The following is a 19327-nucleotide window of genomic DNA, read 5'->3' as shown; positions in this document are numbered from 1 at the left end:
GCCGGCATCTTCTCCCCGTATAGTGACGGGGAGAAGGGGGCTATCATCTCCGGTTTCGCCAGTCACCAGCACTGCAAGAAGGCGCCGAGGTCGCGGCCAGCTACTTTCTCCCCGTCACTATACGGGGAGAAATGCCCGGCAGGGCAATGAGGGGCGGCGCAAACGTCAGCGAGTTCGCTGCTGAATCCGCAACGCGCCCTAAAACAGCGCCTTCAGCTCCGGTAGCTTGTCGTTGACCAACCAGCCGTAGTAATTCTCCTCCGGCAGCTTCTCCGGCTCGCCGGCAGCGCGGCGCCTGTCGTTCTCCGCCTTCAGCGCATGGGCGCGCTGCTCCGGATTGCCGACATTGTAGAGCGTGGCGGTCAGTCCCGGATTGCCCGAAATATCGAAGCCGGCGATGCTCTTGTAGGCGTCGATCGATTTCCTGATTGTCGCGGCGACGTAAGCCAGCGTCAGGTCGGGATCCATGATGGTCTTGTAGACCGAGTTGGGATCGCCGACGTCGAGCTTCGGCAGGCCGGAAACCTTGTGCACCAGGTCGCTCATCTGCAGGGCGGTCAGCGGATTGAGCTGGCCGAGGCCGAAGGTCTGGCCGGCATAATAGGGCTGGAAGAAGGTGGCGCCGAAGCGGTCGTCGGGAAAGCTTGTCCCGCCGACGGTCTTGCCGCGAAACCAATGGTTCCACACCTGCTCGCGGCATTCCCACAGATCGTAGCTGTCCGACACCCCGGCGCATTTCTTGAATTCCGGCCGCTGCACGAAATCCGTGATGTCCTCGCCGTCATAGGCGAAGGACAGCTTGCTGGAGAGATAGGAGATCGCCTTGACATAGTAGGTCTGCAGCCGGTCGTAGGCGTCGACATTGTAGGTGTGCTCGCCGACGATGGCGCCGACGATGTGCAGGGGATCGATGCCGTAGGTGGCCGCTGCCTTCTTGATCTTGCCGCGCAGGTCGGCGTCGTTCTGCAGCAAGGCGTAAACCTTGCGGTACTTCGCCTGGAAGGTGGTGTTGGTCGCCTGCGTGCGCCGGCTTGAAGCGCCGGGAATGTCCGGCTGTACGGCATTGCGGTTTCCCGCCGGCACCAATGTCGCCGCCTCAGTGGCGAACAGCGTCGCCGCCAGCGTCAAGCCGAGAATGAGGAGGATCAGTTTTTTCATGCGCCGCCGCCCAAGCAATTCCAGGAAAAGTGTGAAACGGTTTTACGTCCGGAATTGCGTCAACCAAGAGATCGAGAATGCCGCGCAAACTAGGTAAAGCTCTCTCTCGAGTCGAGAGCACCCCTTCACCCAGCATTACGAAAGATGGCCAGATGGTACCATCTGGCCACACCCGAAACTTGTTTGCCCGACGTGTCGCCTGGACCGGCGCCGGGATGACCCGGCGCCGCCGTTTAAAGGATGAATCGCGACAAATCCGTGTTGCGCGACAGATCGCCGACGTGCTTTTCCACATAGGCGGCGTCGATCGTGACGCTCGTTCCGTTGCGGTCCGGCGCGTCATAGGAGATTTCGTCCAGCACCCGCTCCATCACCGTCTGCAGCCGCCTTGCGCCGATGTTCTCCACGCTGGCGTTGAGGTCGACGGCGATGCCGGCCAGCGAATCGATGGCGTCGTCCGTGAAGGTCAGGTCGACGCCTTCGGTCTTCATCAGCGCGATATATTGCTTGATCAGGCTGGCCTCGGTCTCGGTCAGGATGCGGACGAAATCGTCCTTCTCCAGCGCCCGCAGCTCGACGCGGATCGGCAGTCGGCCCTGCAATTCCGGCAAAAGGTCGGACGGTTTGGAAACGTGGAACGCGCCCGAGGCGATGAACAGGATGTGGTCGGTCTTCAACGGTCCGTATTTGGTCGCCACCGTCGTGCCCTCGATCAGCGGCAGCAGGTCGCGCTGCACGCCTTCGCGGGAAACGCCGGCGCCCATGCCGCCTTCCCGTGACGCGATCTTGTCGATCTCGTCGAGGAAGACGATGCCGTCATTTTCCGTCGCGTCGAGCGCCCGGCGCACCACTTCGTCCTGATCGAGCAGCTTGTCGGACTCATCATTGACCAGCAGCGCGTAGGATTCCTTGACCGTCGTCTTGCGCGACTTGGTCTTCTTGCCGCCCATCGCCTTCGACAGCATGTCGTTGATGTTGAGCACGCCGATATTGGCGCCCGGCATGCCGGGAATCTCGAAGCCGGGCATGCCGCCAGTGCCGGTGTCGGCGACTTCGATCTCGATCTCCTTGTCGTCGAGCTCACCGTCGCGCAGCTTCTTGCGAAAGCTATCGCGGGTGGCCGGGCTCGCCGTCTTGCCGACAAGCGATTCCAGCACGCGTTCCTCGGCATTGATATGGGCGCGCGCCTTGACGTCCTCGCGCATCTTCTCGCGCACCAGGCCGATGGCGATCTCGACCAGATCGCGGATGATCTGCTCGACATCGCGGCCGACATAACCGACTTCGGTGAACTTGGTCGCCTCGACCTTGACGAAGGGCGCACCGGCCAGCCGCGCCAGGCGGCGCGAAATCTCGGTCTTGCCGACGCCCGTCGGCCCGATCATCAGGATGTTCTTCGGCATCACCTCTTCGCGCATCTGGCCTTCCAGCTGCTGGCGGCGCCAGCGGTTGCGCAAGGCGATGGCCACGGCGCGCTTGGCGTCTTTCTGGCCGATGATGAAACGGTCGAGTTCCGAAACGATTTCGCGGGGAGAAAATGTGCTCATATGACTAAATTCCACTTTGCCACTGCTTGATGGCCTCTAACGGATGCAGCAGCATGATCACGTTGAGTGTCAGATTGTCCCGGATGAGATAGCCGGTACCCAGTTCGAAGATGACGGCCAGGCTGACGATCACCCATATAGGTAGCGTTCGCGCCATCACAAATCCCAGCACCATGGCCAGTGTGTCGGACACCGAATTGATGATGCTGTCGCCGTAATAATCGAGCGAGATGGTGCCGGCGCGGTAGCGGTCGATGATGAACGGGCTGTTCTCGACCAGCTCCCAGCCGCCTTCGATGAGGACAGCGAATGCCAGCCTCAGTCCGATCGGTGAGCGTGGAAACAAAAACCGCGCCAAGGCATAGAACAGGAAGCCGTGGATGAAATGCGATGGCGTGTACCAGTCGGAAATATGCTGGGAATTCTCCGAGCTCTGCACGACACCATGCCAGAGTTTGACGTAGCCGCAGGTGCAGATCGGTGTCCGTCCCATCAAATAGAGCGTGACGGCCTGGACGGTGATCAGTCCAAGCACGATGAGAACCCCCATCCGCCAACTGTTTTCGTAGGCCGATAGGTTTTTGTCCTCGCCGGATGCTTTCATGCCGTCATTCCCCCTCATGCCCTTCGAACTCTTCGGTCATCGCAGCCCGCTACGCCTTCAGCGGCGGCAGCCAGCGGATTACGGCCGCCGGCAAAGTGGGCTTGACGACAAATTCGCCGGATACGCTGCCAGCCCGCCCCGAAAAGGATGATCAACGCGCCGACAACGACCAAAATCAAGGCAAAAGGCGGAATGCCAGTCGAATGGGAGGCGGAGTTGACCAGATAGTAGATGCCCAGCGAGCCGAAATAGGCCAATGTGGGAACTAACAGCGAACGGCGGTCTATGGCGAGCGCAACATAAACGAAGCTAAGGATCAGGATCGTCAGCATGATGGTCGCATTGGCGTCGGGTGCGATATGTCCGAATGCGACGTTCTGGCCAGTTGCCATGATAAAGAGCGGATGCACCAGCATGGGCGCCGATACGACATGCAGCCAGAACGCACAATCGGACCAGATCTTGCGTCGATCTCGGTCGTGGATGTCGAAAGCCACGGCCGTCGAGAATACGATTAGGCCGCAGATCAGCGGCATGTAGAGTGCCGCGCGGAGCAATTCGGGAACATCCTCGAGGCTTGGCGGCGCAACCGCGCCCGTCGTCACGCCGTCGTACAGGATTATCGCCGTTTGCAGGAAAGCAAGTAGGGTGAAGGCGATGGCGATGACCCCGGCAAGGACGGGAACGCGAAAGCGCCAGAAATAGATCACCGCCGCCGCTATTCCCCCGCCGAGAAACAGATATCCGGCCCGGGAAGCCGTTTGGCGCAACGCCAATAGCTGCCAGATGGTCTCCGGCATGCGGATGTCAAAGCTGGCCCTAACCCCCAGCGCCAGCGCGACCAGGATGGCGACAATGAAGATCAGGGCAAGCACGGAAGAAGACAATTTCATCCGGTGCTGGCGCGTGACAATTTCGGCGAGCGCCCAGGCGAAAACCGCAAGAATGCAGGCAATCCAGAACGTCTGACCAGGAAGCATGGTGATGAGGACGAAGAAAATACCGGCGTTGAGCAGAACAGTCCCCACGGTGATGAACAGATCATTGCCGCCGCCGACCAGTCGCAGGTTTTCCTCGTCACCCTCATCATCGACGCGCTGGGCCTCAGCCGCGACCGAGCGTTCCATGGCCTCAAGTTGATCCCGCAGCGCCTGCGAAATCAGACCCGAGGCGATTGCCTTGTCGAGTGTTTCCGCGCGGATCAATCGGGCTCCTGTGGCGCGTCGCGCGCCATCATCAATGCTGGCCCGTATTCCGATATTCTGGTGTCAAAGGCAACAAAGCCGGCCTTTTCATAAGCGCGGATAGCCCGCCCGTTGGCGGGATCCGGGTCGATGATGACGCGCGGCACGCCTTCCTCGAACAGTTGTTCCACGAACTGGCGCACGATTGCCGAGCCGTGGCCGAGCCCGAGCAGTTCCGGACGGCCGATCGACAGGTCGATGCCGAGCGTTCCGTAAGGCTGGTCGGCATAGGGGTGGTCGTCTTCCAGATGCGGGTCGTAGCTCTGCAGATAGGCGATCGGCTTGCCGTCGAATTCGACGATCAGCGGCTCGACCGAAATCGAGTCGATATGATCGCGAATCTCGGCGATTTCCGTTTCGGGATCGTCCCACCACTCCGCCACATGCGGCTCGGCGAGCCAGCCGGCGATCATCGGCAAGTCCTTCTCCGTCACCGGCCGAAAATCATACCTATCTTCTTGTTGCACCGTGATCTTTCCCGAAAAAACCGGTTGCCACTTTTCGGGATCATGGTCGGCGGCCGGGTCAGCCGGCATCGAGCGTTTCGAAGACGAAATTGTTGTTGGTGTAGACGCAGATATCGGATGCGATCTGCATCGCCTTGCGGGCGATCTCCTCGGCGTCCTTGTCGCTGTCCATCAGGGCACGCGCCGCGGCCAGCGCGTAATTGCCGCCCGAACCGATGGCCATGACGCCATGTTCGGGCTCGAGCACGTCGCCGGTGCCGGTCAGCGCCAGCGAGACTGACTTGTCGGCAACCAGCATCATCGCTTCCAGCCGACGCAGATAGCGGTCGGTGCGCCAGTCCTTGGCGAGTTCGACGCAGGCGCGCGTCAGCTGGTCGGGATATTGTTCGAGCTTGGCTTCAAGCCGCTCCAGAAGCGTGAAGGCGTCGGCCGTGGCGCCGGCGAAACCGGCGATCACATTGCCGCCCTTGCCGATGCGACGAACCTTTTTGGCGTTGCCCTTCATGATGGTCTGGCCAAGGCTGACCTGGCCGTCGCCGGCGATCACCACCTTGTTGCCTTTGCGCACCGTCACGATGGTCGTGGCGTGCATGGTCAGTTCGTTCGACATTTCCTGGCTCCGAGCGGCGCTATCCCAAAAGGCGATTGGCGCGGTACGAGTAACTTGATCGGCCATATGTATGCATGGGCCCGATGATTGCAAACCGCTCGATACCGACCCGGATGGCAACTGGCAATCGCCGGATCATGCTGCTAGAAGGCTCTCGTTTTCAAGCCGGTGAGGGCTTGAAAGCGTGAAACCCTGGGACAAGGACAAGGTCATGTCGCCCCGCTCCGCCGAAGCCAGCCGCAAGACCAAGGAAACCGATATCGCGGTATCGGTCGATGTCGACGGCTCGGGCAAGTCGGACATTTCGACGGGCGTCGGCTTCTTCGACCATATGCTGGACCAGCTTTCGCGCCACTCGCTGATCGATATGACGGTCACGGCCAAGGGCGACCTGCATATCGACGATCACCACACGGTCGAGGACACCGGCATCGCGCTCGGCCAGGCGCTGGCCAAGGCGCTCGGCGAACGGCGCGGCATCATGCGCTATGCCTCGATCGACCTTGCCATGGACGAGACGCTGACGCGTGCGGCGATCGACGTGTCCGGCCGTCCGTTCCTGGTCTGGAACGTTTCTTTCTCGTCGCCGAAAATCGGCACGTTCGACACCGAACTGGTGCGAGAGTTCTTCCAGGCGCTGGCGCAGAATGCCGGCATCACGCTGCATGTCACCAACCATTATGGCGCCAACAACCACCACATCGCCGAGACCTGCTTCAAGGCGGTGGCGCGTGCGCTGCGCACGGCACTTGAACGCGACCCGCGCCAGCCGGACGCGGTACCCTCCACCAAGGGATCTTTGAAGGGATAGCGTCATGGCCGCCTATGTCGTCATGGAACCGCCCGGCCGCGACGAGAAGGCCGATACGACGGCCTTTGTCCGCGACGGCTTCGCCTGGCTGGGTTTTCTGGTGCCGCCACTCTGGTTCGCCTGGCATCGGCTGTGGATCGAAGCAGGCCTTGCCTTCGTCGTCATGGGCTTGCTTTCCATGCTCGGCCAAAAGCTCGGCCTTGGGCCGGCCGCATCGCTGCTGTCGCTGCTGGTTTCGCTCTATGTCGGACTGGAAGGACAGGTGCTGCGCATATCGGCGCTTCGCCGGCGCGGCTGGCATGAATGGGGCGTGGTCGAGGCCGGATGGCTCGATGATGCCGATACGCGCTATGCGCTGGAGACGGAAGCGCTTTCCGATCAGCCTCCACCGGCACGGCGCATGGTCCCGGACGCTGCCCTGGCGCGGCCGTCGCAGCCGGGCATCGCGCTGGGGCTGACGCATATTCCGGGAAGAAGCTGACATGCGGGTTGCGATCATCGATTACGGCTCGGGCAATCTGCGCTCGGCCACCAAGGCTTTCGAGCGCGCCGCGCGTGAAGCCGGCATATCCGCGGAAATCGACCTGACCGCCGATGCAGGCAGGGTGCGCACGGCCGACCGCATCGTCCTGCCCGGCGTTGGCGCCTATGCCGACTGCGCGGCCGGCTTGAATGCCGTCGAAGGCATGTGGGAAGCGGTCGAGGAGGTCGCGATTGCCAAGGGTCGGCCTTTCCTCGGCATCTGCGTCGGCATGCAGCTGATGTCGCAGCGCGGCCTGGAAAAGACTGTCACCAACGGCTTCGGCTGGATATCGGGCGACGTCAAGGAGATCACGCCCGCCGATCCGGCGCTGAAGATCCCGCAGATCGGCTGGAACACGATCGACCTCAAGCGCCAGCATCCGCTGTTTGCCGGCATTCCGACCGGGCCGGACGGGCTGCATGCCTATTTCGTGCATTCCTACCATCTCGATGCGCGCAAGGCGGATGAAGTCCTGGCGGTCGCCGATTATGGCGGCCCGGTGACGGCGACCGTCGCCCGCGACAATCTCGTCGGCACGCAGTTCCATCCTGAAAAGAGCCAGGCGCTGGGCCTGGCGCTGATCACCAATTTCCTGCGCTGGAGGCCCTGAAACACATGAGCAAGAAGGGCTATTGGATGGCGATGATCGATGTCCGCGATCCCGAGGTTTACAAGCAGTATATCGAGGCGAATGCGGTGGCCTTTGCGAAATACGGCGCGAAATTCCCAGTGCGGGCCGGTCGCTACGAGAATCCCGAAGGACCGACCGGCAACCGTCATGTGCTGGTCGAGTTCGACTCCTACGACAAGGCGGTCGAATGCTATCATTCGCCGGAATATCAGCACGCCTCGAAGTTCCGGCTTGCCGCCTCATCAGGCCATTTCGTCATCGTTGAAGGCGCCTGAACGGATGATCCTTTTCCCCGCCATCGATCTCAAGGACGGCCAATGCGTGCGCCTCAAGCACGGCGACATGGCCACCGCGACCATCTACAATGACGACCCGGCGGCCCAGGCCAAGGCCTTCGAGCAACAGGGCTTCGAGTGGCTGCATGTCGTCGACCTCAATGGCGCCTTCCAGGGCCAGAGCGTCAACAGTGCGGCGGTCGGTGCCATCCTCAAGGCGACGAAAAACCCGGTGCAGCTCGGCGGCGGCATCCGCTCGCTGGCGCAGATCGAGGACTGGCTCGATCGCGGGCTGGCCCGCGTCATCCTCGGCACGGTGGCGGTGCGCGATCCCGACCTGGTCAAGCAGGCCTGCAAGACGTTCCCGGGCAAGGTGGCCGTCGGCATCGACGCCAAGGACGGCAAGGTCGCCGTCGAGGGCTGGGCCGAGGCGTCGAGCCTCGGCGTCATCGAACTGGCGAAAAAATTCGAGGGCGCCGGCGTCGCCGCCATCATCTACACCGACATCGACCGCGACGGCGTGCTGACCGGCATCAACTGGGATGCCACCATCGATCTCGCCGACGCCGTGTCGATCCCGGTGATCGCGTCCGGCGGCCTCGCCTCGATCGCCGACATCGTGCGCATGACCATGCCCGACGCGCGAAAGCTCGAAGGCGCGATCTCAGGCCGTGCCCTCTATGATGGCCGCATCGATCCGTCCGAGGCGCTGGCGATCCTGAAAGGCCGGCCGGCGGCGGAGACGCGGTCGTGAAGATCTCCATCATTCTGGCCTCCTATGACAGCGGCCATTACCACGACGGCATGGGCCAAGGCCCGGATGCGCTGATATCGGGCGGTCTCGTCGATGCGCTGACCATGGCTGGCCACGATGTTGCCGTGGAAGACATCGGCAGGGTCGGAGACAACCAGGAGCGCGAGATCGCCACCGGCTTTGCCGTCTGCAACGCGGTTGCGACCGAGGTTCGCCTTGCCCTGGATGGTAGCCGCTTTCCCATCGTTCTCGCCGGAAACTGCCTGACCAGCGCTGGCGCGGTCGCCGGTGAGGGCGCCGATGCGATCATCTGGGCCGACCAGCATGGTGACCTCAACACACCCGAGACATCCATATATGGCTTTCTCGACGGAATGGCGCTGGCCACTGTTCTGGGCCTGTGCTGGCGGCCGATGGCGGCGGCCATTCCCGGCTTCAAGCCGATCGATCCGTCACGCTGCGTGCTCGTCAACGCACGCGATCTCGATCGGGCGGAAAAGCAGGTCCTCGAGACATTGCCGATCATCCGGACGGAATGTCCTGGGGTGGCCCAGGCGACCGAAAGATTGAAGGTCGCCGGCGCCAGACGCGTGCACATGCATCTCGATCTCGACGTGCATGATCCCCAGGAGCTGCAGGCCAACCGCTACGTCAGTTCCGGCGGGCCGAGCCCGGAACAGTTGCGCGACGCGGCTTGCGCCGTGGCGCTTGCGGTGCCGGTCGTCGGCATCACTGTTTCCGCCTATGATCCGGCCTTCGACGCGCAGGGCGATGTCCCGCCGCTGGTCGGCCAAATGCTCAACGATCTCATCGCCACGATAGAGGGCTGCTGATGCTGAAAGCCCGTGTCATCCCCTGCCTCGACGTCAAGAACGGCCGTGTCGTCAAGGGCGTCAACTTCGTCGATCTGATCGATGCCGGCGATCCGGTCGAGGCGGCCAAGGCCTATGACGCGGCCGGCGCCGACGAGCTTTGCTTTCTCGACATCACCGCTTCGTCGGACAATCGCGAGACCATCTTCGACATCGTCGCCCGCACCGCCGAACAATGCTTCATGCCGCTGACCGTCGGCGGCGGCGTGCGCCAGGTCGCCGACATCAGGAAGCTGCTGCTGGCCGGCGCCGACAAGGTGTCGATCAACACGGCGGCGGTGAAGAGCCCGGACTTCGTCGCCGAGGCGGCCGACAAGTTCGGCAACCAGTGCATCGTCGTCGCCATCGACGCCAAGCAGGTGTCTGGCGTCGGCGAGGCCGACCGCTGGGAGATCTTCACCCATGGCGGGCGTGAGAAGACCGGCATCGACGCGGTCGAATTCGCCCGGCTGATGGTCGATCGCGGCGCCGGCGAGATCCTGCTGACGTCGATGGATCGCGACGGCACCAAGGCCGGCTACGACATCGCGCTGACCCGCGCCGTCGCCGACGCGGTGCGGGCGCCGGTCATCGCTTCCGGCGGTGTCGGCACGCTCGATCACATGGTCGAAGGCATTCGCGATGGCCATGCCGGCGCGGTGCTGGCGGCCTCCATCTTCCATTTCGGCACCTACACGATAGCGCAGGCCAAGGCGCATATGGCCGCCGCGGGGCTGCCGATGCGGCTGGACTCCCTCGGTAATCGGCCTTAAAGCATGATCCCGAAAAGCGGGAACCGGCTTTCGAAAAAAGATCATGCTTAAACAAGCAGATAGATGACGGTCATGACCGAGTTTTCGCTATCCGACCTGGAAAAAATCGTCGGGGAACGCGCCCATTCCGGTGATCCGGACTCCTGGACCGCAAACCTGTTTGCGCGCGGCATCGACAAGGCGGCGCAGAAGCTCGGTGAAGAAGCGGTCGAGACTGTCATTGCCGCCGTCAAGGGCGATAAGCAGGCCCTCGTTTCGGAAAGCGCCGATCTTGTATATCATTGGCTCGTCGTTCTCGGCCTCTCCGGGGTTCCGCTGAGCGACGTGCTTAGGGAACTCGAAGGCCGCACCAGGCGTTCGGGCATCGCCGAGAAGGCGTCACGGCCCAAGGGCTGACCGCGAGGAGGGCAGGTATCTCGATGGATCAGCTCGCGCCAACCGAGAAATATTCCCCCTTTCGTTTCTTCTCCGCCGAGCAATGGTCGCAATTCCGCGCCGACACGCCATTGACGCTGAGCGCGGACGAATTCCGCCGCCTGCGTTCGCTCAACGACCCGATCGACCTCGAAGAGGTCAAGCGCATCTATCTGTCGCTGTCGCGGCTTTTGTCCGCGCATGTCGAGGCGAGCCAGCTGCTGTTCAGGCAGCGCCAGGCCTTCTTCAACGCGGTGGACATCGTCAAGACGCCCTTTATTATCGGCATTGCCGGTTCCGTCGCGGTCGGCAAATCGACCACCGCGCGCGTGTTGAAGGAGCTGTTGGCGCGTTGGCCGTCGAGCCCCAAGGTCGACCTTATCACCACCGACGGCTTCCTGCTTCCCAACGAGGTTCTGCGCCGCGAGAACCTGATGGAACGCAAGGGGTTTCCCGACAGCTACGATGTCGGCGCGCTGCTGCGCTTTCTCTCGGGCATCAAGTCGGCGCTGCCCGATATCCGCGCGCCGGTCTATTCGCATCTGACCTACGACGTCATTCCCGGCGAGTTCGTCACCATCGATCGGCCCGACATCCTGATCTTCGAAGGCATCAATGTCCTGCAGCCCGGCAAGCTGCCGCAGGACGGCAAGATCGTGCCCTTCCTGTCGGATTTTTTCGACTTCGCCATCTACATCGACGCCGACGAGAAGCTGATCCACAACTGGTACATCTCCCGCTTCATGCGGCTGCGCGAGACGGCCTTCCGCAATCCGGACTCCTTCTTTCACCGCTACTCGCAGCTCTCGGAGGGTTCGGCGCGCGCCATCGCCGAGGGTCTGTGGACCAACATCAATCTGAAGAATCTGCGCGAGAACATCCTGCCGACGCGGGCCCGCGCCGACTTGATCCTGCGCAAGGGCGCCGACCACCTGATCGAGGAAGTGGCGCTCAGGAAACTCTGAATTTCCCGGACGTTCCTTGATTTCTGGGCCCTTAAAGTCATCTTAACCCCGCTTTCCTACTGTCGAACCGAGGACACTTCGCGGGCTCCGACAGGCAATGAACGCGCCTTTCATTCACATTGGTTGGCCGGGATGAGCGCGATCGCGGTCCGTCCTGGTCCTGATGCTCGCGCCGCCAGCGGCCGGACCGAGCGGCTTTGGCCGCTTGTTCTGTCGATGGCCGTTCTGGCCATTGCCGTCCCTTGGCAGATGCACTGGGGCGTCAATGGCGATACGAGCTGGAACATCACAATCAGTGAGCGGCTGCTGGCCGGCGATCGCCTCTATATCGATGTGATCGAGACCAATCCGCCCTTCACCATATGGCTATACCTGCCGGCGGTGTATCTCGCGAAACTGCTCGGAGTCGTGCCGGAATATCTGGTCTATGCCTACAGCTATGCATTGTGCATTTTCGGCCTGTGGTTTGCCAGCTTCGTTGCGCGTCGCGCCCGATTCCCCGAAAATTCCGGGCTCTACACGCTGTTACCGGCGTTTCTGGCTTTGCTCGTGCTGTTTCCCGGCAACAGTTTCAGCGAGCGCGAGAATCTGGGGGTCGCCCTGCTCTTGCCGTTGCTGGTGCTCATGGCCTGGCGCGCGGCGAATGACCCGTCATCGCCGCCGGAATGGTGGGTAGCCGCATTGGCCGGTCTGTCCGGCAGTGCCATGGTGCTGGTGAAGCCCTACTATGCGATCATGATCATAGCGCCGGCATCTTATGTGGCGTGGCGCCAGCGCAGCATCAGGTCGCTGTTTGCAATCGAATACTGGATCGTCGGCTTTGTCTGCCTGAGCTATCTGGCCGCAGTGCTCTGGCTTTATCCCGAGTTCATGCGCGACGTCTACCCGAATCTAGCCGACACCTACTTGCGCTACAAACAGTACGGGCCGGTGCTCGCCACCTACGGCGGAGCATACCTTGTTTCGATCTGCTTCCTCCTGTTTTTGCGCAACGGCCGGGCGCTGTCGCCACTGGTCATGGTGCTGGCGATCGGTTCTGTTGCCGGCTTTGTTCCCCTGGTCTACCAGGGCAAGGGTTGGGCCTATCATGCCTATCCGGCGCTGGCGCTGATGCTGGCGGCGATCACCTGCTGTGCTGTCGAGCGGTCATCGGCACGCGGCGTGGCGCGGTTGGACATTGTCCAGAAAATGCTGCTGGCCGCCATCGTTGCAGTCAATTGGTTGCCTTTCAAATATACCGGGAAACCCGCGGCAGACTTTGTTGCGAGCCTGCGCGCCGCAGTCGATCATCCCACCATCGGCTTGATCGGCTCGGGTATGGAAAGCGGCCATCCGCTTACTCGGACGATCGGAGGCCGATGGATATCTGCCTATTGCAGCGATTGGCTTGGCGGCCTCGCTGTCCTTTTTGCGAGAATTGCACGTGCGCAGGGCAACACGGTCGAAGCGGCACGTCTTGACGCGATCGTGCGCAATTTTCTCGACGCCAAGATACGCGAGCTGAAGGCCGCGAAGCCCGACCTGATGATCGTCCAGAAAACGGATACTTTCTGGATTTCACGCGTCATGCAGCGTGACGATTTTTCGAGCTTCATGAATGACTATCGAGTTCTGAGCGAAGATGAGAACATTCGCGTCTACCTTCGCAAGGGTTCAGGAAAAGTCATCTCGATCAACTGAGAGTCACGGGTTGACCCGCCGCAACGTCAGATTGATCCTGCCGCCATTTTTCAGCAGCGCCGAAGTCGAGGGGTGGATGCGGTCGACGCCATGAAAGCACAGCCGCCCTTCGCCGCCGAGCACCACGACGTCACCGCTTTGCAGCCTGAACGACTTCGTGGCGCCGTCACGCGTCGTCTGGCCGACCCGGAACAGGCAATCATCACCCAGTGAGACGGAAACCACCGGCGCCGAAAAATCGGCCTCGTCGCGGTCCTGGTGCAGGCCCATTTTTGCCTCCGGCGTATAGAAATTGACCAGGCACGCTTCCGGCGGATGCGGATAGCCCGAGACCTGTCGCCACAGTTCGAGCAGGCTATTCGGGATTGGCGGCCATGGCGCTCCGGTCACTGGATGCGTCGGCTGGTAGCGGTAGCCTTGCTCCTTGTCGGTGACCCAGCCGAGCGGGCCGCAATTGGTCATGCGCACGCTCATCTCCTTGCCGGTGCGCGGCATCGCCGGCACGAACAGCGGCGCCTGCTGCACGATGCTTCTCACCTCATCGACCAGCGCTTCCTGCACGCTGCGTGACAGGTAAGCCGGCATGTGGCGGACGCCTTTGGGCAGGACGAGCACGGATTCGGGCACCTTGCGGAGGGTTCGGAACCGTAAAATGTCACGATCGAATGAAAACGGCGACCCGAAAGCCGCCGCTCATGTCTAATTGACGATCGCCCCCTATCAGGCGAGGTCTGGTATCCGCGGCACCTGGGTAATCTTGCCGGCATGGGTCACATCGGTATGGCCTCGAAAACGACCGTGTTGTTGGCGCTTGCCGTAGCTTCTTGTGCTCGCCATTGGGCGTGGTGCTTAATCGTTCTCCACCCGGCCGCGCAGTTTCTTGATCGTGCCGCGTCCGGCCTTGCTCTTCAGCCGCCGCTCCACCGCACCCTTCGATGGCCGCGTCTTCTTGCGCGGCAGCGGCGGCGGTTCGGCGGCCTTGGCGACCAGCGCCGTGAGCCGGGCCCGTGCGTCCGCCCGGTTCTGTTCCTGGGTGCGGAAGCGGCCTGCCTCGATGACGATGACACCGTCCTTGGTGGCACGCTGTCCGGCAAGCTTGATCGTCCGCTCGCGCACGCGCTCCGACAGACCCTCTGCGTTGGCCGCGTCGAAGCGCAACTGCACCGCCGTCGCCACCTTGTTGACGTTCTGGCCACCCGGACCGGACGAACGGATGAAATCCTCGTGCAGGTCGCCCGGATGGATCACCGCATCGCCTGATATGATGATGTTGTCGTCGCTCGCCATGCCGCAGTCATGGCGCGGCGGATCGAAAAAGAAAAGGCCCGATCGAAGCCGGGCCTTTCAACGACGGCTGAGTCCGATGGCGTGATTACTCCGCCGCTTCCTGCATGCGCGGCGCGGCACCCAGCACCACGGCGTCGACATGGCATTCGAATTTCTCGAAGTTGACGGCGAACATGCCGACCAGCCTTGCCGCCTGCCGGTCATATCCGGCCTTGTCGGCCCAGGTCGAGCGCGGGTCGAGAATGGCGCTGTCGACGCCGCGAACCGCCACCGGCACCTCGAAACCGAAATGAGGATCGGTGCGGAACTCGGCCGTCTTCAGCGAGCCGTCGAGTGCGGCGGCAAGCAAGGCGCGCGTCGCCTTGATCGGCATTCGCTTGCCGGTACCGTAGGCGCCGCCGGTCCAGCCGGTGTTGACCAGCCAGCAATCGGCGCCATGCCGGGCGATCAGCTCGCGCAGCAGATTGCCATATTCCGATGGATGGCGCGGCATGAACGGCGCGCCGAAGCAGGTCGAAAACGTCGCTTCGGGCTCGGTCACGCCCTTTTCGGTCCCGGCCACCTTGGCGGTGTAGCCGGACAGGAAATGATACATCGCCTGCGCCGGGCTCAGCCGGGCGATCGGCGGCATCACGCCGAAGGCGTCGGCGGTCAGCATGATGATGTTCTTCGGATGATTGGCGCGCCCGGTCTTGCTGGCGTTGGGGATGAAATCCAGCGGGTAGGCGCAGCGCGTGTTTTCGGTGAGCCTTCCATCGTTGAAATCCGGCACGCCATCAGCGTCGAGCACGACATTTTCCAGCACGGTGCCGAAGCGCTGCGTGGTGGCGAATATTTCCGGCTCGGCTTCCGCCGACAGCTTGATCGTCTTGGCGTAGCAGCCACCTTCGAAATTGAAGATGCCGTGCGGGCCCCAGCCATGCTCGTCGTCGCCGATCAGCGTGCGCGAGGGATCGGCCGAGAGCGTCGTCTTGCCGGTGCCCGACAGGCCGAAGAAGATGGCTGCATCGCCGGCCGCGCCCTCATTGGCCGAGCAATGCATCGGCATCACGCCTTTCGCCGGCAGCAGATAGTTGAGCATGGTGAACACCGACTTCTTCATCTCGCCGGCATAGGAGGTGCCGCCGATCAGCACGATCTTGCGCGTGAGGTCGACGGCGATCACCGTTTCGGTGCGGCTGCCGTGGCGGGCGGGATCGGCGCGGAAGGACGGCAGGTCGATGATCGTCATCTCGGGCACGAAATGCTCGAGTTCGGCGGCATTCGGGCGGATGAGCAGATTGCGGATGAACAGCGAGTGCCAGGCAAACTCGGTGATGACCCTGGTGGGCAGCTTCAGTTCCTCATCGGCGCCGCCGACCAGATCCTGGACGTAAAGATCCTTGTCCGCGGCATGCGCCTGGAAATCGGCAAGCAGCGTGTCGAACTGGGCCGGCGAGATCGCCTTGTTGTTGTCCCACCAGATATGCGGCTCGGTGGCGCCGTCGCGGACGACGAATTTGTCCTTGGGCGAGCGGCCGGTGTGCTGGCCGGTCTCGGCGAGCAGTGCGCCATGCGCGGTCAGCCTGGCTTCACCGCGTCGGATCGATTCCTCATAAAGGGTTGCCGCACCGAAATTATAGCGCACTACGCCGGTGGTTTTCAGGCCGATATGATCGATCGCGCAGGCAGGATTGCGTTTGCCGACTTCCGACATGGGGGTCCCTTCTTGGATTTGCCGCATCGTTTGCCGGCGTGTTTCCGGCAAGCCCGCACTGCGGACTGAAATGGTCAGAACCAGAAAAGCCAAATGATATCAAATCATTAATCGATTTAAAAATTTTGAAAGTTGTTTAAATCGTTTATATGTGCAAAAAGTTCCGCGGTTGCCCAAAGGATTGGCGATGTTCGTTCGTCCAATCCATATCGAGGTAGGATTGTGGCCGCCGGCATGCCGCGCGTGACAGCGGACAAGGCCTATGCCACATTTTGTACCTAATTTGTCCTGCAAAAGCCCCTTCTCTACGAAAGAAGGGACAGCTCATGAGGGAGCCGCTTGAAATGGCAACAATCGCGCTTGTCGATGACGACCGCAACATTCTAACATCGGTGTCGATCGCCCTCGAATCCGAGGGGTATCGCGTCGAGACCTACACGGATGGTGCGTCAGCGCTGGAAGGATTGGCGGCACGCCCGCCGAATCTTGCCATCCTCGACATCAAGATGCCGCGCATGGACGGCATGGAACTGCTGCGCCGGATGCGCCAGAAGTCCGACCTCCCGGTGATCTTCCTGACCTCGAAGGACGACGAGATCGATGAATTGTTCGGCCTCAAGATGGGCGCCGACGATTTCATCCGCAAACCGTTCTCGCAGCGTCTGCTGGTCGAGCGGGTGCGCGCCGTGCTGCGCCGTGCCAGTGCCCGCGAGGCCGCCGCCAAGACACCCAGCCAACAGGCCCGCTCGCTTGAGCGCGGTCAGCTCGTCATGGACCAGGAACGTCATACCTGCACCTGGAAGGGCGAGCCGGTGACGCTCACGGTCACCGAGTTCCTGATCCTGCATTCGCTGGCGCAGCGTCCCGGTGTGGTAAAAAGCCGTGATGCGCTGATGGATTCGGCCTATGATGAACAGGTCTATGTCGACGACCGTACCATCGACAGCCACATCAAGCGGCTGCGCAAGAAGTTCAAGGCCGTCGACGACGACTTCGAGATGATCGAAACCCTTTACGGAGTCGGATACCGGTTCCGCGAAGCGTAGGTGCATGTCGCCCAAAAGTGGTCCCGGTTTTGGGACAACGACATGCATCTAAGTAGAGACTAGGCGGGAGCTGCTATTCGATGGCAGTGGAAGCACAGCGAACAAGACCGGCGGGCGCCTCCAGGCGGCCGTCGCGGATCATGCCGTCCTTCGTATCGAAGATCATGGTGCCGATGCGCCGCTTCCTCGGCCATCATATCTTTTCCAGCCTGACGCGGCGTATCCTCTTTCTCAACCTCGCCGGCCTGGCCGTCCTGGTAACCGGCATTCTCTATCTCAACACCTTCCGCGACGGGCTGATCGACGCCCGCGTCGAAAGCCTGATGACACAGGGCGAGATCATCGCCGGCGCGATCGCGGCGTCGGCGACGGTCGAGACGGATTCGATCAGCATCGACCCGGAAAAGCTGCTTGAGCTGCAGGCAGGCGAAAGCCTGGGGCCGGGCTCCGACCAGCTCGACAATCTCGACTTCCCGATCAACCCGGAGCGCGTCGCGCCGGTGCTGAGAAGGCTGATCTCGCCGACCCGGACCCGCGCCCGCATCTATGACCGCGACGCCAATCTGCTGCTCGATTCACGCCATCTCTACTCGCGCGGCCAGATCCTGCGCTACGACCTGCCGCCGGTCGAAGAGGAAGAGCCCGATCTGGTCGAGCGCATCCAGAAATTCGTCTTCGACTTCTTCCGCAACACCGAACTGCCGGTCTATCACGAGCAGCCGGGCGGCAATGGCGCCGCCTTCCCGGAAGTGGTCAAGGCGCTCACCGGCAGCCCGTCGACCATCGTGCGCGTCTCGGAGCAGGGCGAGCAGATCGTTTCCGTGGCGGTGCCGATCCAGCGCTTCCGCGCCGTTCTCGGCGTGCTGATGCTGTCGACCGAAGGCGGCGACATCGACAAGATCGTCGCCGCCGAACGCAAGGCAATCCTGCGCGTCTTCGGTATCGCGGCCCTGGTCACCGCCATCCTGTCGATGCTGCTCGCCTCCACCATCGCCAATCCGCTGCGCCGGCTGTCGGCGGCGGCCGTGCGGGTGCGGCGCGGCGTCAAGAGCCGTGAGGAAATCCCCGACTTTTCCGACCGCCAGGACGAGATCGGCAATCTGTCGATCGCCATACGCGACATGACCAACGCGCTCTACGCCCGCATCGAGGCGATCGAAAGCTTCGCGGCCGACGTGTCGCACGAATTGAAGAACCCGCTGACATCGCTGCGCAGCGCGGTGGAAACCTTGCCGCTTGCCAAGAACGACGATTCGCGCGGCCGGTTGATGGACGTCATCCAGCACGATGTCAGGCGGCTGGACCGGCTCATCACCGATATTTCCGACGCCTCACGCCTTGATGCGGAGCTCGCGCGCGAAGATGCCGGGAACGTCGACCTGAAGAAATTCATCACCGATCTCGTCGCCGTTTCGCGTGAAGCCACGCGCAACAAGAAGGCGGTCGAGATCGAGTTCAAGGTCGCCAAACTGCCGCAGGGCGTCAAAGGCTATTTCGTCGTCGGGCATGATCTGCGCATCGGCCAGGTCATCACCAACCTGATCGAGAACGCCCGCTCCTTCGTTCCCGAGGACCATGGCCACATCGGCCTGTCGCTGGCGCGCGCCGGGAAGTTCAACATCGTCACCGTCGACGACAATGGTCCCGGCATCCGCGCCGACAACATCGACCGCATCTTCGAACGCTTCTACACCGACCGGCCGGCCGGCGAGGCGTTCGGCCAGAATTCTGGCCTTGGCCTGTCGATATCCAGGCAGATCGTCGAGGCCCATGGCGGCACGCTGACCGCCGAGAACATCCCGGGCACCAAACCCGGCGAGATCAAGGGTGCGCGCTTTGTCGTGACGCTGCCGGCCGAAGCATGATCCCGAAAAGTGGGAACCGGTTTTCGGACAAGATCATGCTTCATCCAACAGGCATGATCCCGAAAAGTGGGAACCGGTTTTCGGACAAGATCATGCTTCATCCAACAGGCATGATCCAGCAAAGTG

21 protein-coding genes are annotated in these 19327 nt (G+C 62.1%); 12 read left to right on the top strand and 9 right to left on the bottom strand.

The annotated features are described in order from the left end of the window. Positions 1-198: 198 nt before the first annotated feature. From NKH19_RS18200 to hslV, 6 genes are all read right to left on the bottom strand, one after another. The gene (locus NKH19_RS18200; protein WP_502910970.1) at positions 199-1158 is read right to left on the bottom strand and encodes a DUF1402 family protein; all 960 of its coding nucleotides are present in this window, start codon (positions 1156-1158) and stop codon (positions 199-201) included. Positions 1159-1391: 233 nt separating this feature from the next. Beyond that, positions 1392-2705 carry an ATP-dependent protease ATPase subunit HslU gene (gene hslU, locus NKH19_RS18195; RefSeq protein WP_352729331.1) on the bottom strand — a complete coding sequence of 438 codons (1314 nt, stop codon included), beginning with the start codon at positions 2703-2705 and terminating at the stop codon, positions 1392-1394. A 4-nt stretch (positions 2706-2709) separates the two neighbouring features. Next, a complete protein-coding gene (locus NKH19_RS18190; RefSeq protein WP_352870631.1) occupies positions 2710-3309 on the bottom strand; it encodes a DUF2585 domain-containing protein in 600 nt (199 codons plus the stop codon). 14 nt (positions 3310-3323) lie between these two features. After that, the gene (locus NKH19_RS18185) at positions 3324-4514 is read right to left on the bottom strand and encodes a hypothetical protein (RefSeq protein ID WP_352982575.1); all 1191 of its coding nucleotides are present in this window, start codon (positions 4512-4514) and stop codon (positions 3324-3326) included. Further along, positions 4511-5089: a GNAT family N-acetyltransferase gene (locus NKH19_RS18180; protein WP_352870633.1), complete on the bottom strand. Its 579-nt coding sequence runs from the start codon at positions 5087-5089 to the stop codon at positions 4511-4513. Before NKH19_RS18180 ends, NKH19_RS18185 begins: the two co-directional genes overlap by 4 nt. After that, positions 5079-5630: an ATP-dependent protease subunit HslV gene (hslV, locus tag NKH19_RS18175; protein WP_352870634.1), complete on the bottom strand. Its 552-nt coding sequence runs from the start codon at positions 5628-5630 to the stop codon at positions 5079-5081. Before hslV ends, NKH19_RS18180 begins: the two co-directional genes overlap by 11 nt. Positions 5631-5841: 211 nt before the next feature. Between hslV and hisB the strand changes: the two genes are divergently transcribed. The 10 genes from hisB to NKH19_RS18125 all read left to right on the top strand — a co-directional run bounded on the left by hisB (position 5842) and on the right by NKH19_RS18125 (position 13307). Further along, positions 5842-6441, top strand: a complete 600-nt coding sequence (hisB, locus tag NKH19_RS18170) for an imidazoleglycerol-phosphate dehydratase HisB (RefSeq protein ID WP_352870635.1) — start codon at positions 5842-5844, stop codon at positions 6439-6441. A 4-nt stretch (positions 6442-6445) separates the two neighbouring features. Next, positions 6446-6922 carry a DUF2628 domain-containing protein gene (locus NKH19_RS18165; protein WP_352870636.1) on the top strand — a complete coding sequence of 159 codons (477 nt, stop codon included), beginning with the start codon at positions 6446-6448 and terminating at the stop codon, positions 6920-6922. A gap of 1 nt (position 6923) precedes the next feature. Further along, the gene (hisH, locus tag NKH19_RS18160) at positions 6924-7574 is read left to right on the top strand and encodes an imidazole glycerol phosphate synthase subunit HisH (RefSeq protein WP_352870637.1); all 651 of its coding nucleotides are present in this window, start codon (positions 6924-6926) and stop codon (positions 7572-7574) included. A 5-nt stretch (positions 7575-7579) separates the two neighbouring features. Continuing rightward, positions 7580-7870 (top strand): DUF1330 domain-containing protein, encoded by a 291-nt coding sequence (locus NKH19_RS18155; RefSeq protein WP_352870638.1) that lies wholly within the window; start codon positions 7580-7582, stop codon positions 7868-7870. A gap of 4 nt (positions 7871-7874) precedes the next feature. Beyond that, complete coding sequence (hisA, locus tag NKH19_RS18150; protein WP_352870639.1) at positions 7875-8624, top strand: 1-(5-phosphoribosyl)-5-[(5-phosphoribosylamino)methylideneamino]imidazole-4-carboxamide isomerase; 750 nt, start codon at positions 7875-7877, stop codon at positions 8622-8624. Beyond that, entirely contained in the window at positions 8621-9457 is an 837-nt protein-coding gene (locus tag NKH19_RS18145; RefSeq protein WP_352870640.1) for an arginase family protein, read from the top strand. Before hisA ends, NKH19_RS18145 begins: the two co-directional genes overlap by 4 nt. Continuing rightward, complete coding sequence (gene hisF / locus NKH19_RS18140; protein ID WP_352870641.1) at positions 9457-10248, top strand: imidazole glycerol phosphate synthase subunit HisF; 792 nt, start codon at positions 9457-9459, stop codon at positions 10246-10248. Before NKH19_RS18145 ends, hisF begins: the two co-directional genes overlap by 1 nt. 72 nt (positions 10249-10320) lie before the next feature. Continuing rightward, complete coding sequence (locus NKH19_RS18135) at positions 10321-10644, top strand: phosphoribosyl-ATP diphosphatase (protein WP_352870642.1); 324 nt, start codon at positions 10321-10323, stop codon at positions 10642-10644. A gap of 23 nt (positions 10645-10667) precedes the next feature. Beyond that, entirely contained in the window at positions 10668-11627 is a 960-nt protein-coding gene (coaA, locus tag NKH19_RS18130; protein ID WP_352870643.1) for a type I pantothenate kinase, read from the top strand. A 132-nt stretch (positions 11628-11759) separates the two neighbouring features. Further along, complete coding sequence (locus tag NKH19_RS18125) at positions 11760-13307, top strand: hypothetical protein (RefSeq protein ID WP_352870644.1); 1548 nt, start codon at positions 11760-11762, stop codon at positions 13305-13307. Positions 13308-13310: 3 nt separating this feature from the next. Here the strand turns inward: NKH19_RS18125 and NKH19_RS18120 are convergent, their stop codons facing one another. From NKH19_RS18120 to NKH19_RS18110, 3 genes are all read right to left on the bottom strand, one after another. After that, positions 13311-13922: an alpha-ketoglutarate-dependent dioxygenase AlkB family protein gene (locus NKH19_RS18120; protein ID WP_352870645.1), complete on the bottom strand. Its 612-nt coding sequence runs from the start codon at positions 13920-13922 to the stop codon at positions 13311-13313. Positions 13923-14156: 234 nt separating this feature from the next. Beyond that, on the bottom strand, positions 14157-14594 hold the full coding sequence (gene arfB / locus NKH19_RS18115) for an alternative ribosome rescue aminoacyl-tRNA hydrolase ArfB (protein ID WP_352870646.1): 438 nt from the start codon (positions 14592-14594) through the stop codon (positions 14157-14159). An 85-nt stretch (positions 14595-14679) separates the two neighbouring features. Continuing rightward, a complete protein-coding gene (locus NKH19_RS18110) occupies positions 14680-16290 on the bottom strand; it encodes a phosphoenolpyruvate carboxykinase (protein WP_352870647.1) in 1611 nt (536 codons plus the stop codon). Positions 16291-16634: 344 nt separating this feature from the next. On the opposite strand from NKH19_RS18110, the gene NKH19_RS18105 reads away from it, so the two are divergent. Both NKH19_RS18105 and NKH19_RS18100 read left to right on the top strand, forming a co-directional pair. Next, a complete protein-coding gene (locus NKH19_RS18105; protein ID WP_013528337.1) occupies positions 16635-17336 on the top strand; it encodes a response regulator transcription factor in 702 nt (233 codons plus the stop codon). 80 nt (positions 17337-17416) lie between these two features. Continuing rightward, the gene (locus tag NKH19_RS18100; protein WP_352870648.1) at positions 17417-19201 is read left to right on the top strand and encodes a sensor histidine kinase; all 1785 of its coding nucleotides are present in this window, start codon (positions 17417-17419) and stop codon (positions 19199-19201) included. Positions 19202-19327 lie beyond the last annotated feature (126 nt).

This window comes from Mesorhizobium sp. M1338 (assembly GCF_040318045.1).
Classification (GTDB): domain Bacteria; phylum Pseudomonadota; class Alphaproteobacteria; order Rhizobiales; family Rhizobiaceae; genus Mesorhizobium.
This window is presented reverse-complemented; position numbering and strand designations above follow the sequence as displayed.

Bases quoted from the DNA above. Each gene is read 5' to 3' on its own strand.
- NKH19_RS18110 (WP_352870647.1), bottom strand. From the start codon at position 16,290: ATGTCGGAAGTCGGCAAACGCAATCCTGCCTGCGCGATCGATCATATC.
- NKH19_RS18180 (WP_352870633.1), bottom strand. From the start codon at position 5,089: ATGCCGGCTGACCCGGCCGCCGACCATGATCCCGAAAAGTGGCAACCG.
- coaA (WP_352870643.1), top strand. From the start codon at position 10,668: ATGGATCAGCTCGCGCCAACCGAGAAATATTCCCCCTTTCGTTTCTTC.
- NKH19_RS18155 (WP_352870638.1), top strand. From the start codon at position 7,580: ATGAGCAAGAAGGGCTATTGGATGGCGATGATCGATGTCCGCGATCCC.
- hisH (WP_352870637.1), top strand. From the start codon at position 6,924: ATGCGGGTTGCGATCATCGATTACGGCTCGGGCAATCTGCGCTCGGCC.
- NKH19_RS18100 (WP_352870648.1), top strand. From the start codon at position 17,417: ATGGCAGTGGAAGCACAGCGAACAAGACCGGCGGGCGCCTCCAGGCGG.
- NKH19_RS18125 (WP_352870644.1), top strand. From the start codon at position 11,760: ATGAGCGCGATCGCGGTCCGTCCTGGTCCTGATGCTCGCGCCGCCAGC.
- hisB (WP_352870635.1), top strand. From the start codon at position 5,842: ATGTCGCCCCGCTCCGCCGAAGCCAGCCGCAAGACCAAGGAAACCGAT.
- NKH19_RS18135 (WP_352870642.1), top strand. From the start codon at position 10,321: ATGACCGAGTTTTCGCTATCCGACCTGGAAAAAATCGTCGGGGAACGC.
- hslU (WP_352729331.1), bottom strand. From the start codon at position 2,705: ATGAGCACATTTTCTCCCCGCGAAATCGTTTCGGAACTCGACCGTTTC.
- hslV (WP_352870634.1), bottom strand. From the start codon at position 5,630: ATGTCGAACGAACTGACCATGCACGCCACGACCATCGTGACGGTGCGC.
- NKH19_RS18200 (WP_502910970.1), bottom strand. From the start codon at position 1,158: ATGAAAAAACTGATCCTCCTCATTCTCGGCTTGACGCTGGCGGCGACG.
- NKH19_RS18105 (WP_013528337.1), top strand. From the start codon at position 16,635: ATGGCAACAATCGCGCTTGTCGATGACGACCGCAACATTCTAACATCG.
- NKH19_RS18190 (WP_352870631.1), bottom strand. From the start codon at position 3,309: ATGAAAGCATCCGGCGAGGACAAAAACCTATCGGCCTACGAAAACAGT.
- NKH19_RS18165 (WP_352870636.1), top strand. From the start codon at position 6,446: ATGGCCGCCTATGTCGTCATGGAACCGCCCGGCCGCGACGAGAAGGCC.
- hisF (WP_352870641.1), top strand. From the start codon at position 9,457: ATGCTGAAAGCCCGTGTCATCCCCTGCCTCGACGTCAAGAACGGCCGT.
- hisA (WP_352870639.1), top strand. From the start codon at position 7,875: ATGATCCTTTTCCCCGCCATCGATCTCAAGGACGGCCAATGCGTGCGC.
- arfB (WP_352870646.1), bottom strand. From the start codon at position 14,594: ATGGCGAGCGACGACAACATCATCATATCAGGCGATGCGGTGATCCAT.